Origin of the sequence: Paracoccus sp. DMF-8 (assembly GCF_029309835.1) — a bacterium.
Taxonomy (GTDB): Bacteria; Pseudomonadota; Alphaproteobacteria; order Rhodobacterales; family Rhodobacteraceae; genus Paracoccus.
Window position 1 is genome coordinate 170,496 of the sequence record NZ_JARJHL010000005.1, and the last position, 12,967, is coordinate 183,462.

Consider the following 12,967-nt stretch of genomic DNA (forward strand, 5'->3'; position numbering starts at 1 on the left):
CGTTCAGCCTGTGCCCCATTCCAGCCTGAAACGTCCGGCACGGGGTATCCGGTTCCGGGAATAGCCGGGGCCACGCTGTCTTGTCCAGCGCGGCCCCCGGCATCTTGCGGTCAGGGCGTCGTCACGCGCCAAGCGCGAGCTTTTCCTGATCCAGCGCCAGCGCGGCCGGTTCGCGCAACACATAGCCACGCCCCCAGACCGTCTCGATATAGTTTTCGCCCGCCAATGCCTCGGAAAGTTTCTTCCTGAGCTTGCAGATGAAAACGTCGATGATTTTCAGTTCGGGTTCATCCATCCCGCCGTAAAGGTGGTTCAGGAACATTTCCTTGGTCAGCGTCGTGCCTTTGCGCAGGCTGAGCAGTTCAAGGATCTGATATTCCTTGCCCGTCAGATTGACCGGCGGGCCATGCGCCTCGACCGAGCGGGCATCAAGGTCGACGACGATATCGCCGGTGCGGATCACCGAATGGCTGTGCCCCTTGGACCGCCGGATGATCGCCTGAATGCGCGCAACCAGTTCTTCGCGGTGGAAGGGTTTGGTCATGTAATCATCGGCGCCGAAACCGAAGCCGCGCAGCTTGCTTTCCGTGTCATCCGAGCCGGTCAGGATCAGGATCGGGGTATCGACCCGCGACATCCGCAGCTGCCGCAACACCTCCATCCCGTGCATGTCAGGCAGATCAAGATCGAGAAGAATCAAATCGTAATCATATAGCTTTGCGAGATCGATGCCTTCCTCGCCCATATCGGTGCGATAGACATTGTAATTCGCATTGGTCAGCATCATTTCGATGCTGCGCGCCGTCGTCGGGTCGTCCTCAACCAAAAGAATTCGCATGACGCTGTCCTCAAACTGTCGGATCTGTTAAACATTAGGCTCCTATTGGTTAATATCTCGTTACCGCGAATAGACATAATGAATTTCAACTCAAAGTTGTCTGAAATTCTGAATCTGTGTCACCTTCAGCGCATCGCGCCCGTGCCGACGGATCGCCGCCACCCAACTGTCCAGCTCTTCGCCGGAAAGTCCATATTTTTCAATCGCCTCGTCGCGTTCCAACAGCCCGTATTCGACCGCTTCGGCGACGGCGGCCTTGCGGCTGGCCACCCATCGGGCCGAGACATCGGGCAAATCGGCGAGTGTCAGGATCCGCCCATCCGGCAATGTCACCGTGCGGGGGCCGTTGCGTTTGCGTAGAAACATCGATCATCCCTGTTCGTCTTTGCGACCTTTTCTGAGCCAAACTTGTTAAATCCGGGTGAACTCTGCCCGAATTTGATCGCCCCGGACCTTGAGAATAGTTGGAATTTTCCCTATTTTGCTGTCTTCGCAAGCGGCCATCGCCGCAATCCAAGGTAAGCCCCATGTCCATGCCGTCCCTGGCAGCCAGCCCAGATACCGGCGCTGTCCCATTGAATTCGCTTGGTTTTCCAAAATCCCCCGCAGAAACGCGGGTGGTCGTGGCCATGTCCGGCGGGGTCGACAGTTCGGCCGTGGCAGCGCATCTGGCGGCCCAGGGTTACGATGTCATCGGCGTGACGTTGCAGCTTTACGACCACGGCGCGGCGCTGGCGAAAAAGGGCGCCTGCTGTGCAGGGCAGGACATTCACGACGCCCGCCGCGTTGCTGAACGAATCGGTTTTCCGCATTATGTGCTGGATTACGAAAACAAATTCCGCGAATCGGTGATCGAGGAATTCGCCGATGCCTATCTGGCCGGCGCGACCCCGGTGCCCTGCATCCGCTGCAACGAGCGGGTCAAGTTCCGCGACCTTCTGGAAACAGCCCGCGATCTGGACGCCGATTGCATGGCGACGGGCCATTATATCCGCCGCAGCGCCGGGCCGCATGGCGCCGAACTGCACATGGCCGCCGATCCGGCCCGCGATCAAAGCTATTTCCTGTTTTCGACCACGCGCGAACAGCTTGAATTCCTGCGCTTTCCGCTTGGCGGGCTGGCCAGCAAGGCCGAAGCCCGTGCGATGGCGGCCGAATATGGGCTGGCGGTCGCGGACAAGCCCGACAGTCAGGATATCTGCTTTGTGCCCGACGGAAATTACGCCAGCGTCATCGAAAAGCTGCGCCCCGGTGCCGCCGAACCGGGCGAGATCACCGATGAGCAGGGCAATGTTCTGGGCCGACATCGCGGCGTCATCCATTACACCATCGGCCAGCGCCGTGGCCTGGGCATCGGCGGCCTGGGCGATCCGCTGTATGTCATCCGGCTGGACCCCGACAACCGCCGCGTCATCGTCGGACCCAAGGATGCGCTGAAAACCCGCATCGTTCCGGTGACCGAGGTGAACTGGCTGGGGGATGCCCCGTTCGAGGGCGAAATCCAGATCGAGGCGCGCATCCGTTCGACCCGCCCGCCACGCCCGGCGATTCTGCGGGCGACGGGTGCGAACCGCGCGGAAATCGAATTGCTCGACCCCGAGGAAGGCGTCAGCCCCGGTCAGGCCTGCGTCTTTTACCAGCCCGGCAGCACGCGCGTTCTGGGCGGCGGCTGGATCACGCATCGGCGCGGCGGCTGAGGCCGCGCCCCCAAAGCCCTATCCGTTCGCGGCCAGCAGCCCGATGCGTTCGACCATCGCCCGCAAACCGTTCGAGCGTTGCGCCGACAGATGCCCCTCCAGCCCCAGGCGGTTCAGTTCGGCCGGGGCGTCGATCGCGCCGACCTCGGCCAGCGGCACGCCGGAATAAAGCGCGTGCAGGATGGCGATCAACCCGCGCACGATCAAGGCATCACTGTCACCCTGAAAGTCGAATTTACCGTTCTGAATCATCGGCATGATCCAGACCTGACTGGCGCAGCCCTCGACCTTGATGGCGGGCACATGCAGGGCCGGGTCCATCGGCGGCATCGCCTTGCCCAGTTCGATCACATGGCGATAGCGGTCTTCCCAGTCATCCAGGAAATCAAAGGTCTCGGCGATGTCTTCAAAGGCGGGGGTGGCCATGGCGGTATCCTGCTGTCTTGTCCAGCTTCAGATAATGCCGCCACCCGCCAAGGTCAAAGAGGCTTTCCCGCACCGCCCTTCTGCCCTATCAATGCGGCAAGGATAAACGAGGGCACGGTCTGACATGCGGATGAGAAACATGGCCATTCTGGCGGGCGTCGCGCTGGCGCTGACGGCTTGCGGCGGCCGGGACAGCGGCAGCGCCAGCAGCAGCCTCAATCCGCTGCGCTGGTTCGGCGGCGGCGGGCAGCCCGAGCAGCGCAGCCTGACGCCCGAAGGTGGCTATCCGACCCAATCGAACGATCACCGCAGTCTGATCGCCCATATCTCGGGCGCGAGATGGGAACCGCTTTACGAAGGCCGGATGCTGGTCGTTACCGGCCAGCCCGGCACCAAAGGCTGGTGGGCCGCCGCATTGGTGCCCGAGGTGCCGATGCCCAGTGGCCGCATCCGCGGCGATGAAAACGGCACGCTGCGGCTGCGCATGGTCGCCCTGCCCCCTCTGGCGAACACCTATCCGGCCAGCGCCCCGGCCACGGCCAATGACGAGATCGAGGTCGCCATGACCCTGTCGCACGAGGCCTTGGCGACGATCCGCGAGATCGTCATCACCAGTGCCGGGAATGCCGTGACGCTGCGGCCCTGAGCGCAGCCCGATCCTGAGCGCAACCCGACGAAACGACAAAGGCCGCCGAAATCCGGCGGCCTTCGCGATTGTGGCAGGTGGCGATCAGTCCATCTTGCGCAGATAGGTCCAGGTCGGGACCCGCGCATTGCGCGCGACCGACCAGCTTTCCGCATCCCCCAGATAGGCGAAACCGCAATTCGTCAGGACACGCGCGGAACCGGGGCTGTCCTGAAACGCCTCGGCAAACAGGGTGCGGGCATGATGCGGATTGGCGGCGACCAGTGCGGCAACCGCCTCGGTCGCGAAACCGGTGTTCCAGAAGCCCGCGCCGATCCAGAAGCCAAGCTCCGACCGGTCGTCTTCCAACCGGGTCAGCGAGACGACGCCAAGCAATTCGGCCAGCTTGTGGGCGGAACCGTCAATGGCCCAGACATCCTCGGTCCGGTTGTCGGCCATGGCGCGCGCGACATAGGCGTCACTCGCCCCGGGCGGCAGCGGATGGGGGATCGAGCGCGTGCCCTCGGCGACGCGGCGATCCGCCGTGTAATGGGCGATCAGCCCCGTATCGGAAGGGCGCAGCCCGCGAAGTAAAAACCGCTCGGTCCGGATCTCGGGCTGGGGATCCAGAACCTGCATTGTCAAATCATTCATCACAAACCCTCACTCCCATATTCCAATATGGAAAGCACACCCCCGAAGTTTCAAGCCCCGGAAACTTAAAGGGGACCGGCTTTCGCCGATCCCCTCTAACACTGGCGTGTTACAATCGGCTTACTCGGCCGCCTCGACAGGAAGCACCGAAATATAGGTGCGGCCCTTGAGGCCCTTGTGGAACTGGATATTGCCGTCGGTCAGCGCGAACAGCGTGTGATCGCGGCCCATGCCGACGTTCTTGCCGGCCCACCAGGTGGTGCCGCGCTGGCGCACGATGATGTTGCCGGCAACCGCCGACTGACCACCGAACAGTTTCACGCCAAGACGGCGACCGGCCGAATCGCGACCGTTGCGGGACGAACCGCCTGCTTTCTTATGTGCCATGGCTCTGTCTCCTTATGTCTCAGTTGGCGTCTTCGGCCGCAGCTTCGGCCTTGGGCTTGCGGGTGCGCGCCGGTTTCGCGGCAGCTTCTGCGGCAACGGGATCAGCCTTGGTGCGGGCACCGACGGCGGCTTTGACGTCCGATTTCTCGGCGCCTTTTTCCAGCAGATCGGTGATGCGGATCAGGGTCAGTTGCTGACGGTGGCCGCGCGTGCGCTGCGAGCTGTGCTTGCGGCGGCGCTTGACATAGGTGATGACCTTGTCGGCCTTGATATTGTCGATGACTTCGGCCTGAACGGCGGCACCGGCGACCAGCGGCGCACCGATGGTCGAGCCGATCATCAGCACGTCGTTGAACTGGACCTTGTCACCGGCTTCGGCAGCCAGTTTTTCGACGCGCAGCACATCACCGGCCTGAACCCGGTATTGCTTGCCGCCCGTCTTGAGAACTGCGAACATTTCGTCTTCCTTGTTCTGCCGCGCCCTGTGGCCCCCGGTTTCCCGGGCGTTTCGAAGCGAACTTCGCCGTCGGACAGCGCACCCGTTCGGATCGGGTGTGATTGAAAATAACGCACCGGCAACGGGCGCAGGCCCGGCCGGTTGGCGCTGTATCAGGGATTGTCGCACCAAAGTCAACCAAAACAGCAGGGCAAGCCGTGCGATCGGGCGCTTTTCCCTGCGGCCGTTTCTTTTGCCCGATCAGGACAACGGCGGCACGTCAGCGGCAATGCACCGCTTGCCGATCCCGCCCTGATCCCGCCCTGTGGCTGGCGCCCACGGCCCCCCGGCGACCGCCCCTTGCCCCGCGCCGGATCCCTGGGGGATCAGCCGGAAACCGGCAATTCGCGCTTGATGACATCGCTGCGGTGGCGAAAGACGGATTCGTCATCGAACGCGGCCCCGTCCTGATGCGCGCTCTGGATCATCCGCGCCAGCCGGGGCCGGTCGCGATCCAGCGAAACCAGTGCTGCGGTCAGCGCCGCGCGGTCGCCCTGCGGGACCATCATCCCGCCGCCGTGACCCGAAATCAGGTCCCGCGCGAATGCCCCGTCAAAACCCACGATCGGGGTCGCGGACACCAGCGCCTCGATCAGGCAACGCGGCGATTCGGGCGTGCGGTGGCAGAACAGGAAAACCTGCGCCTGACGGATCGCCTGCAAGACGGCCTCGCGGTCGCGGACCATGCCGCGCAGGGTGATCCGATCCGCCACACCCGCCTCGCGGATGCGGTTCTCCATCCAGTCCAGTTCCGGTCCGGCACCCAGCCATTCGGCGCGCAGATCGACGCCCTGCCGGATCGCATCGATCAGCGATTCCACCCAATCCCGCGCGCCCTTCATCGCATCGGCACGCCCGACATAGACGATGCGCAAGGGGCCAGCCGCGACGCCTGCCACCTTGGCATCAATCTCCGAGGCGGGCAGATGTTCATCGCGGCGGATATGGATATCATGGACCAGTTGCGGATTGCGGCAGCCGGGCGCGTAGTGTTCGAACGTCTCTTGCCCGTGGAACAGGCCGACCGTGGCGCGGCGGATCAGAAATCGTTCGAGCCAGGCCATCGGCACCCAGGTCAGCCCCGCCTTGAGCCGTGTCTTGAACCGGGGCGCGGTGCGGGCGGCATAGCGCACCACCTCGGATTCCACGCGGTCGGTCCATATGCAGAAGGGCCGCCCCATGCGATGGGCCTGCCACGCCCCGACCGCCCCCCAGTCACCGACCAGCCCGCCAAGCGCAAAGCTCATCCGGTCGGCGCGCGAAATCGCCTCGCGCAGCTTGCGCCGGGCGTCGGGCATGGCGCGCAGGAAGCCGCGCAGCCCCCATTCCTGTGGCAGCGTCACGATTTCGATGCGCGAGATCGACGGCCCCACGCCCTGTTCGACCGGCACCCAGCTTTGCGGCGGCTGCCCCTGCGCCAGCGGTATGATGACGATCAGCCGGTCGAAATGCTCGGCCCACAGCCGCAGCCCGTTGCAGGCCTGATCCTCCAGCAGAAGCCCCCCGTCCGGCCCGCGAAACACCGCCACCGAGGCGTAAATCAAAAGGCTCCCATCGCGGTCGGTCGTCGCGCGTTGCATCGAATTTTTCTCCGTGCTGACAAGGGAATGTTGCATTGCCCACCGACAATCGCAAACCCGATTCAACTGGTCTTTCGGTCAATTCCGGTCGATTTCGCCGCCCGCACCGCAAAGCCGCAGCAAACGCCGAAAAAAGAACGCCGTGACAGCCAGATCCGCAAAGGCAGAAGCAGTTTTCCCATTGCGCAGAAAATTAGCCCGATAATTGATCGGAATGCCATGATTTCAGGGAAATCATTCCGGCGATCCGGTCAATGCCATGCCGTGCGTTCCTTGAACGACCGGGTTCGGCAGATTACCACTCTGGCAAGGGCCAATCCGGCCGGGGGCTGTAATCGCAATGACCATCACCATCACCGATATGCGCAAGCGCTTCGGCAAGACCGAGGTTCTGCGCGGCATCGACCTGACCATCGAAAAGGGCGAGCTGGTCGCGCTGCTTGGCCCATCGGGATCGGGCAAGACGACGCTGCTGAAAATCATCGCCGGGCTGGAATGGCCGGATGCGGGCGGGCTGGTCGTCGATGGCGCGAACTGGCTGGATCTGGCCGCGCAGGACCGCCGCATCGGTTTCGTCTTTCAGCATTACGCGCTGTTTCCGCATATGTCGGTGCGCGACAATATCGCCTTTGGCCTGACCGTGCGCCCGCGCGCCGAACGGCCGGGGCGCAAGGTCATCGCCGACAAGGTGAACGAATTGCTGACGCTGCTGCAGATCGCGCATCTGGGCGACCGCTATCCGGCGCAACTGTCGGGCGGCCAGCGCCAGCGCGTCGCCTGGGCCGCGCCCTGGCGATCGAACCGACGGTTCTGCTGCTGGACGAACCCTTCGGCGCGCTGGATGCCGCGATCCGCCGCGATCTGCGGGCATGGCTGCGCGAGGTCCATGTCGCGACCGGGTCGACCTCGATCTTTGTGACCCATGATCAGGAAGAGGCGTTTGAACTGGCCGACCGCGTCGTCGTCATGGGCGACGGCCGGATCGAACAGATCGGCGATGCCGACCAGATCCACGACCACCCGGCGTCACCCTTTGTCGCGCGGTTCATGGGCGCGACGACCGAACTACCCGTGACCCTGCGCGCGGGCCGTGTCGATGCGCCGGGGCTGGATGCCGCGCGGATCGAGCGCCGCGCCCTGCCCGACGGTCCCGCGACCCTGTTCCTGCGCCCCGAGGACATCACCCCGATTCCCGACCCCTCGGGCTGCTGGACGATCACCGACATCAACAGCACCGGAACCGCGCTGCTGCTGACCCTGACCGACGATCAGGGCAGGCGCATCGACAGCACCCTGCCCCGCCGCCTGCCAGAGGCCCGCGCGCTGACCAAAGGCACCCGCGTCCACCTGCGCCCCGAAGGCGGCGCGATCTTTCCCGGCCCGCGCGACGCCGCAGCCCCCGCAGGCGCCAGCGCCCTGCCCCAACCCCTGCCGACCCCCAAGGAGAACGCCAGATGAATTTCCCCCTGTTTCGCGCCGCAGCCCTTGCGCTGATCGTCGGTGCCGCGCCTGCGCTGGCGCAGGACAAAATCCTGAACGTCAGCTATGATGTCGCGCGCGAGTTGTTCGACGCGCTGAACCCGAAATTCGCCGAAAGCTGGAAGACGCAATCCGGCCGCGACGTGACCATCGACCAAAGCCACGGCGGTTCCTCGCGTCAGGCCCGCGCCATTCTGGAAGGGCTGCCGGCCGATGTCGTGACCTTCAACCAGGAAACCGACATCGACGTTCTGGTCGAAGGCGGTCTGGTCGATCCCGAATGGCGTCAGGCTTTCCCGAACGGCGCCTCGCCCTTCTATTCGCTGCCCGCCTTCCTTGTGCGCAAGGGCAACCCCAAGGGCATCACGGATTGGGACGATCTGGCCCGCGACGACGTCCAGCCGGTATTCCCGAACCCCAAGACCAGCGGCAATGCGCGCTATACCTATCTGGCGGCCTATGCCTATGCGCTGGAAAAAAACAATGGCGATGACGCGGCTGCGCAGGAATTCGTCAAGAAACTGCTGGGCAATGTCCCGGTCTTTGACACCGGCGGGCGTGCTGCGACCCAGACCTTTGCCGAGCGCAATATCGGCGACGTTCTGGTCACCTTCGAGGCCGAAACCGGCGGGATCGCCGCGCAATATGCCGATCAGGGCTTTGAGCGCGTGACCCCCTCGCTCAGCCTGTTCGCCGCCTTCCCCGTCGCCGTGGTTGCACAAAACGCCGAAAAGAACGGCTCGACCGAGGTGTCCACCGCCTATCTGAACTGGCTTTACACCCCCGAGGCGCAGGACATCATCGCCCAGCACCATTACCGTCTGACGAACGAGGAAATCGCGGCCAAATATGCCGCCGAACTGCCTGAGGTCAAACTGGTCACGGTCGATGAGGTCTTTGGTGGCTGGGACAAGGTGCGCGAAGAGCATCTGGCCGAAGGCGCCATCCTCGACACGGTCTTTGTCAACCAATGACAGCCGCCGCGCCCATCTGCGCAAAACGCGTCCTGCCGGGGTTCACCCTCAGCCTCGGCACGACGCTGCTTTTCCTGACGCTGGTCATCCTGATCCCGATCGTCGCGCTGGTGCTGAAGGGCGCCGAAATCGGGCCGCAGCGGTTTTTCCAGATCATCACCTCGCCCCGCACCCTGTCGGCCCTGCGCGTGACGGTGACGGCGGCGGCGGTCGCCACCGTTTTCAACGCCGTCTATGGCCTGCTGATGGCCTAGGTGCTGGTGCGCTATGAATTCCCCGGCAAGCGGATTCTGGATGCGCTGATGGATATTCCCTTTGCCCTGCCGACCGCCGTCGCGGGCCTGTCGCTGACGGCGCTGTTTTCGGCCAATGGCTGGTTCGGCCCGGTGCTGGACGCGCTTGGGCTTGAGGTCGTCTATACGATCTGGGGCGTCATTCTGGCGATGACCTTCACCTCGATCCCCTTTGTCGTGCGCACCGTCCAGCCCGTGCTGGAGGATCTGGACCCCGCGCTGGAACAGGCCGCGCTGACGCTTGGGGCGCGGCCCTGGCAGATTTTCACCCGCGTCGTCTTTCCGGCGATCCTGCCCGCCTTTCTGGCCGGATCGACCATCGCCTTTGCCCGCAGCCTTGGCGAATTCGGCGCCGTCGTCTTCATCGCGGGCAACAAGCCGAATGAAACCGAAATCGCATCCCTGCTGGCCTTCATCCGGCTGGAGGAATACGACTATACCGGCGCCTCGGCGATTGCGCTGGTGCTGCTGATCTTTGCGCTGGCCCTGCTGTTCATCTCGAACCTGATCCAGATGTGGGCCGCGCGCAGGCGAGGAAATCTATGAGCCATTCCGTTGCGATCCATCACGCCCCCGGCCAAAGCCGCCTGATGCCGCGCCTGCTGATCGGGCTGGCGTATCTGCTGACGCTGCTGCTGGTCGTGGCGCCCCTGACCTATATCTTCTACCGCGCGCTGTCCGAGGGCTGGGCCACCTATTCCGCCAATATCCTGAACCCGCAGACGCTGCATGCGATCTGGCTGACGGTGCTGGTCGCGCTGATCGTCGTGCCCCTGAACATCGCCTTTGGCATCGCGGTCGCATGGACGGTCGCCAAGTTCCGCTTTCCGGGGCGCGGCATTCTGGTCACGCTGGTCGAGATCCCCTTTTCCGTGTCCCCGATCATCGCGGGCATCTGCTATCTGCTGCTTTACGGGCGGCAGGGGCTGTTGGGGCCGTGGCTGATCTCGCATGACATTCAGGTCATGTTCGCCCTGCCCGGCATCGTGCTGGTCACGCTGTTCGTCACCGCCCCTTTGTCGCGCGCGAGGTACTGCCCCTGATGCAGTCGCAGGGCACCGATCAGGAAGAGGCCGCCGTGACGCTAGGCGCGAATGGCTGGCAGATCTTTACCCGCGTCACGCTGCTCAATATCAAATGGGCGCTGCTTTATGGTGCGGTTTTGTGCTCGGCCCGCGCGGTCAGGGAATTCGGCGGGGTGTCTGTCGTGTCCGGCAATATCCGGGGCAGACTAACACCTGCCTCCTGCAGGTGGAACTGCTGTTCAACGACCTGAACATCGTCGGCGCCTTTGCCGCGGCATCGACCCTGACGCTGATCGCGCTGGTCGCGCTGATCCTGAAATCCATGCTGGAGGGGCGGCGCGAGGCGCTCCTAGCTCTATGCGCGCCCGCCCGGAAACGCTGGCGGTATTCCCCGGCGTCAGCCTGCGTGATCCGGGCAAAGACCTTGCGGAAGGCGCCGGGATCGCCATAACCCACCTGCCACGCAATCGCGTCCACCGCCATATTCCTCGACTGCAGCAGATCCTGCGCCCGCGCCACCCGCAGCCGCTGGCAATAATCGGTCGAGGTCAGCCCTGTCGCCTTGCGAAACCGCCGCAGAAAGGTGCGCGGCTCCAGCCCCGCGACATCGGCCAGCCCGGCGACCGTGATGTCCTGCAGGGTGCTGGCCTGCAGCCAGTGCTGCACCTTCAGGACCGCCGCATCGCCATGGGTCAGGCGCGGAGAAAAGCCGCTATACCAGCTTTGCGCCCGGCCCGGCGGGTCGATCAGCAGGAAACAGCGCGGTTTCCAGCATGACGGCAGGGCCAGAAAACGGTCCAGCAGCTTCAGCCCCAGATCGGTCCTGGACATCAGCCCGCCCGCCGTGATGATGTCGCCATCGTCGATCAGCAGCCGGTCCCCCTGCATCCGCGCATCGGGGAAACGCTGGCGGAAGCGGTCCAGATAGGACCAATGCGTGGTCACCGCGCTGGCCCTTGAGCAGCCCGGTTTCGCCCAGCAGGAACGCCCCCGCGCAGACCGAGGCCAGAACCGTCCCCCGGCCGTGACATTCGCGCAGGCCAGGCCGCCAAAGGCGCCGCCGCATCGGGGGAAATCGGCTCCTCCATGCTGGGGAGCAGGATCGGGACGGTGGGGACGCCGGTATCAGCGCCGTCCACGCGGACGGGCACGCCGGCATCGGCCCGCCAATGGCTGACGCGGACGCGCGGGCGGCGCGCGCCCATCAGCCGTTCCGCGATCACGAACAGGTCCGTCAGCCCCAGCACCGCCGATTGCTGCGCGCCGGGATAGATCAGGATGCCGAATTCGACCGTATCGCCTGCCGATCTGCCCTCTGTCACTTTCGCCCCTGTTTATGTCGCTTTCGCCGATGGGCAGACAGGACCGCCCTGCGCCAGTGATCCGACCTGACGAACAGACAGGAACCCTGTCATGAGCAAGCGCGCGATCATCGTCGTCGATATCCAGAACGATTATTTCCCCGGCGGCAAGAACCCTTGGTCGGTAATGACACGGCCGCCGCGAATGCCGCCAGCGTCATCGACCACGCCCGCGCCAATGGCGATCAGGTCATCCACGTCCGCCACGAATTCCAGTCGCCCGACGCGCCGTTTTTCATCGCCGGGTCGGACGGTGCGCAGATCAGCACCACCGTCGCGCCGCAAGACGGCGAAACCGTCGTGACCAAGCACCACCCCAGTTCCTTCCACGGCACCGGACTGGACCAGATGCTGCGCGACCGGGGCGTCAGCGATGTCGTCGTCATCGGCGCCATGAGCCATATGTGCATCGACGCCACCACCCGCGCCAGCGCCGACAGCGGCTTTGCCACCACCGTCATCCATGACGCCTGCGCCACCTGCGATCTTGCCTTTGACGGCAAGACGGTCGCGGCAGGGGATGTTCACACCGCGATGATGGCCGCGCTGGCATTCGCCTACGCCAATGTCATCTCGACCGGGGAATATCTGTCCCAATAAGCGCCTTTCGTGCCGCCCGCCCCGCGCGCCGCTTGCGGCATGGGGCAGGCGCTGCCATTCTGGCGCCATCACCAGCCGCAAGCCGGGGCGCAGCCAGATGATCGGGAAAAACGGGCGGAACGCGGCCGGTATCGCCGCGCTGATCCTGACATCGACCGGAACATCCGTGATCGCGGGACAGGCAATCACAGGGCAGGCAGGCGCCGCGCCGCCAGACGATCCCGACATCGCCGTTCTGGCCGGGCCCTGCGCCAGTTGCCACAGGCCGGACGGGGTGTCGCCAGGTGAGATCCCCTCCATCGCGGGGCGTAGCGCGGCGGAATTGCGCGAAAGGATGCTGGGCTTTCGTGACGGTGCCAGCGATGCGCAGGCCACCGTCATGCCGCGCCTGATGCGGGGCTATTCTCCGGCGGAAATCGACCAGCTTGCCGCCTATTTCGCGGGCTCCGCGCAAGCGGAGGCACCGGAATGAGCCGCCACCACCCTGACCCGCCGTCATGTCCTGACCTCTGCCGCCGCGACGCTGGCCCTG

Annotated in this window: 14 protein-coding genes and 4 pseudogenes; 9 read left to right on the plus strand and 9 right to left on the minus strand. The window is 64.5% G+C overall.

Going from position 1 to position 12,967, the window contains the following annotated elements; translation table 11 throughout:
* Positions 1 to 121: 121 nt before the first annotated feature.
* Positions 122 to 838: a response regulator transcription factor gene (locus PE067_RS04245; protein ID WP_276187978.1), complete on the minus strand. Its 717-nt coding sequence runs from the start codon at positions 836 to 838 to the stop codon at positions 122 to 124.
* A gap of 90 nt (positions 839 to 928) precedes the next feature.
* Positions 929 to 1,204, minus strand: a complete 276-nt coding sequence (locus PE067_RS04250; RefSeq protein ID WP_276187979.1) for a DUF1153 domain-containing protein — start codon at positions 1,202 to 1,204, stop codon at positions 929 to 931.
* A 167-nt stretch (positions 1,205 to 1,371) separates the two neighbouring features.
* On the opposite strand from PE067_RS04250, the gene mnmA reads away from it, so the two are divergent.
* The gene (gene mnmA / locus PE067_RS04255; RefSeq protein ID WP_276188296.1) at positions 1,372 to 2,535 is read left to right on the plus strand and encodes a tRNA 2-thiouridine(34) synthase MnmA; all 1,164 of its coding nucleotides are present in this window, start codon (positions 1,372 to 1,374) and stop codon (positions 2,533 to 2,535) included.
* A gap of 18 nt (positions 2,536 to 2,553) precedes the next feature.
* Here mnmA and PE067_RS04260 read toward each other — a convergent pair whose 3' ends face one another.
* On the minus strand, positions 2,554 to 2,961 hold the full coding sequence (locus PE067_RS04260; protein WP_276187980.1) for a SufE family protein: 408 nt from the start codon (positions 2,959 to 2,961) through the stop codon (positions 2,554 to 2,556).
* Positions 2,962 to 3,100: 139 nt separating this feature from the next.
* Here PE067_RS04260 and PE067_RS04265 point away from each other — a divergent pair, with 139 nt between their 5' ends.
* Entirely contained in the window at positions 3,101 to 3,607 is a 507-nt protein-coding gene (locus PE067_RS04265; RefSeq protein ID WP_276187981.1) for a hypothetical protein, read from the plus strand.
* Positions 3,608 to 3,691: 84 nt separating this feature from the next.
* Here PE067_RS04265 and PE067_RS04270 read toward each other — a convergent pair whose 3' ends face one another.
* From PE067_RS04270 to PE067_RS04285, 4 genes and pseudogenes are all read right to left on the minus strand, one after another.
* Positions 3,692 to 4,240: a GNAT family N-acetyltransferase gene (locus tag PE067_RS04270; RefSeq protein ID WP_276187983.1), complete on the minus strand. Its 549-nt coding sequence runs from the start codon at positions 4,238 to 4,240 to the stop codon at positions 3,692 to 3,694.
* Positions 4,241 to 4,360: 120 nt separating this feature from the next.
* Entirely contained in the window at positions 4,361 to 4,627 is a 267-nt protein-coding gene (rpmA, locus tag PE067_RS04275; RefSeq protein ID WP_276187984.1) for a 50S ribosomal protein L27, read from the minus strand.
* Positions 4,628 to 4,736: 109 nt separating this feature from the next.
* A pseudogene (gene rplU / locus PE067_RS04280) lies at positions 4,737 to 5,084 on the minus strand (50S ribosomal protein L21); the annotation flags it as partial.
* 365 nt (positions 5,085 to 5,449) lie between these two features.
* The gene (locus tag PE067_RS04285; RefSeq protein WP_276187985.1) at positions 5,450 to 6,703 is read right to left on the minus strand and encodes a glycosyltransferase; all 1,254 of its coding nucleotides are present in this window, start codon (positions 6,701 to 6,703) and stop codon (positions 5,450 to 5,452) included.
* A gap of 340 nt (positions 6,704 to 7,043) precedes the next feature.
* Here PE067_RS04285 and PE067_RS04290 point away from each other — a divergent pair, with 340 nt between their 5' ends.
* From PE067_RS04290 to cysW, 5 genes and pseudogenes are all read left to right on the plus strand, one after another.
* Entirely contained in the window at positions 7,044 to 7,622 is a 579-nt protein-coding gene (locus tag PE067_RS04290) for an ATP-binding cassette domain-containing protein (RefSeq protein WP_346429653.1), read from the plus strand.
* Positions 7,619 to 8,161 carry a hypothetical protein gene (locus PE067_RS21790; RefSeq protein WP_346429654.1) on the plus strand — a complete coding sequence of 181 codons (543 nt, stop codon included), beginning with the start codon at positions 7,619 to 7,621 and terminating at the stop codon, positions 8,159 to 8,161. The genes PE067_RS04290 and PE067_RS21790 overlap by 4 nt, the downstream gene beginning before the upstream one ends.
* Positions 8,158 to 9,156, plus strand: coding sequence for a sulfate ABC transporter substrate-binding protein (locus tag PE067_RS04295; protein ID WP_276187986.1), 999 nt, complete (start codon positions 8,158 to 8,160; stop codon positions 9,154 to 9,156). The genes PE067_RS21790 and PE067_RS04295 overlap by 4 nt, the downstream gene beginning before the upstream one ends.
* Positions 9,153 to 9,995: pseudogene (gene cysT, locus PE067_RS04300) on the plus strand (sulfate ABC transporter permease subunit CysT). Before PE067_RS04295 ends, cysT begins: the two are co-directional and overlap by 4 nt.
* A pseudogene (cysW, locus tag PE067_RS04305) lies at positions 9,992 to 10,814 on the plus strand (sulfate ABC transporter permease subunit CysW); the annotation flags it as partial. The pseudogenes cysT and cysW, both read left to right, overlap by 4 nt.
* Before the next feature lie 95 nt (positions 10,815 to 10,909).
* Here the strand turns inward: cysW and PE067_RS04310 are convergent.
* A pseudogene (locus tag PE067_RS04310) lies at positions 10,910 to 11,362 on the minus strand (helix-turn-helix domain-containing protein); the annotation flags it as partial.
* A gap of 53 nt (positions 11,363 to 11,415) precedes the next feature.
* Entirely contained in the window at positions 11,416 to 11,796 is a 381-nt protein-coding gene (locus tag PE067_RS04315; protein WP_276187987.1) for a hypothetical protein, read from the minus strand.
* Positions 11,797 to 11,952: 156 nt separating this feature from the next.
* Here PE067_RS04315 and PE067_RS04320 point away from each other — a divergent pair, with 156 nt between their 5' ends.
* Positions 11,953 to 12,435 carry a cysteine hydrolase family protein gene (locus tag PE067_RS04320; RefSeq protein ID WP_276187988.1) on the plus strand — a complete coding sequence of 161 codons (483 nt, stop codon included), beginning with the start codon at positions 11,953 to 11,955 and terminating at the stop codon, positions 12,433 to 12,435.
* A gap of 97 nt (positions 12,436 to 12,532) precedes the next feature.
* Positions 12,533 to 12,907 carry a c-type cytochrome gene (locus PE067_RS04325; protein ID WP_276187989.1) on the plus strand — a complete coding sequence of 125 codons (375 nt, stop codon included), beginning with the start codon at positions 12,533 to 12,535 and terminating at the stop codon, positions 12,905 to 12,907.
* The last annotated feature ends 60 nt before the right edge of the window (positions 12,908 to 12,967 follow it).

Coding starts and splice junctions, on each gene's coding strand:
- PE067_RS04245 (WP_276187978.1), bottom strand. CDS start 838: ATGCGAATTCTTTTGGTTGAGGACGACCCGACGACGGCGCGCAGCATC.
- PE067_RS04250 (WP_276187979.1), bottom strand. CDS start 1,204: ATGTTTCTACGCAAACGCAACGGCCCCCGCACGGTGACATTGCCGGAT.
- mnmA (WP_276188296.1), top strand. CDS start 1,372: ATGCCGTCCCTGGCAGCCAGCCCAGATACCGGCGCTGTCCCATTGAAT.
- PE067_RS04260 (WP_276187980.1), bottom strand. CDS start 2,961: ATGGCCACCCCCGCCTTTGAAGACATCGCCGAGACCTTTGATTTCCTG.
- PE067_RS04265 (WP_276187981.1), top strand. CDS start 3,101: ATGGCCATTCTGGCGGGCGTCGCGCTGGCGCTGACGGCTTGCGGCGGC.
- PE067_RS04270 (WP_276187983.1), bottom strand. CDS start 4,240: ATGAATGATTTGACAATGCAGGTTCTGGATCCCCAGCCCGAGATCCGG.
- rpmA (WP_276187984.1), bottom strand. CDS start 4,627: ATGGCACATAAGAAAGCAGGCGGTTCGTCCCGCAACGGTCGCGATTCG.
- PE067_RS04285 (WP_276187985.1), bottom strand. CDS start 6,703: ATGCAACGCGCGACGACCGACCGCGATGGGAGCCTTTTGATTTACGCC.
- PE067_RS04290 (WP_346429653.1), top strand. CDS start 7,044: ATGACCATCACCATCACCGATATGCGCAAGCGCTTCGGCAAGACCGAG.
- PE067_RS04295 (WP_276187986.1), top strand. CDS start 8,158: ATGAATTTCCCCCTGTTTCGCGCCGCAGCCCTTGCGCTGATCGTCGGT.
- PE067_RS04325 (WP_276187989.1), top strand. CDS start 12,533: ATGATCGGGAAAAACGGGCGGAACGCGGCCGGTATCGCCGCGCTGATC.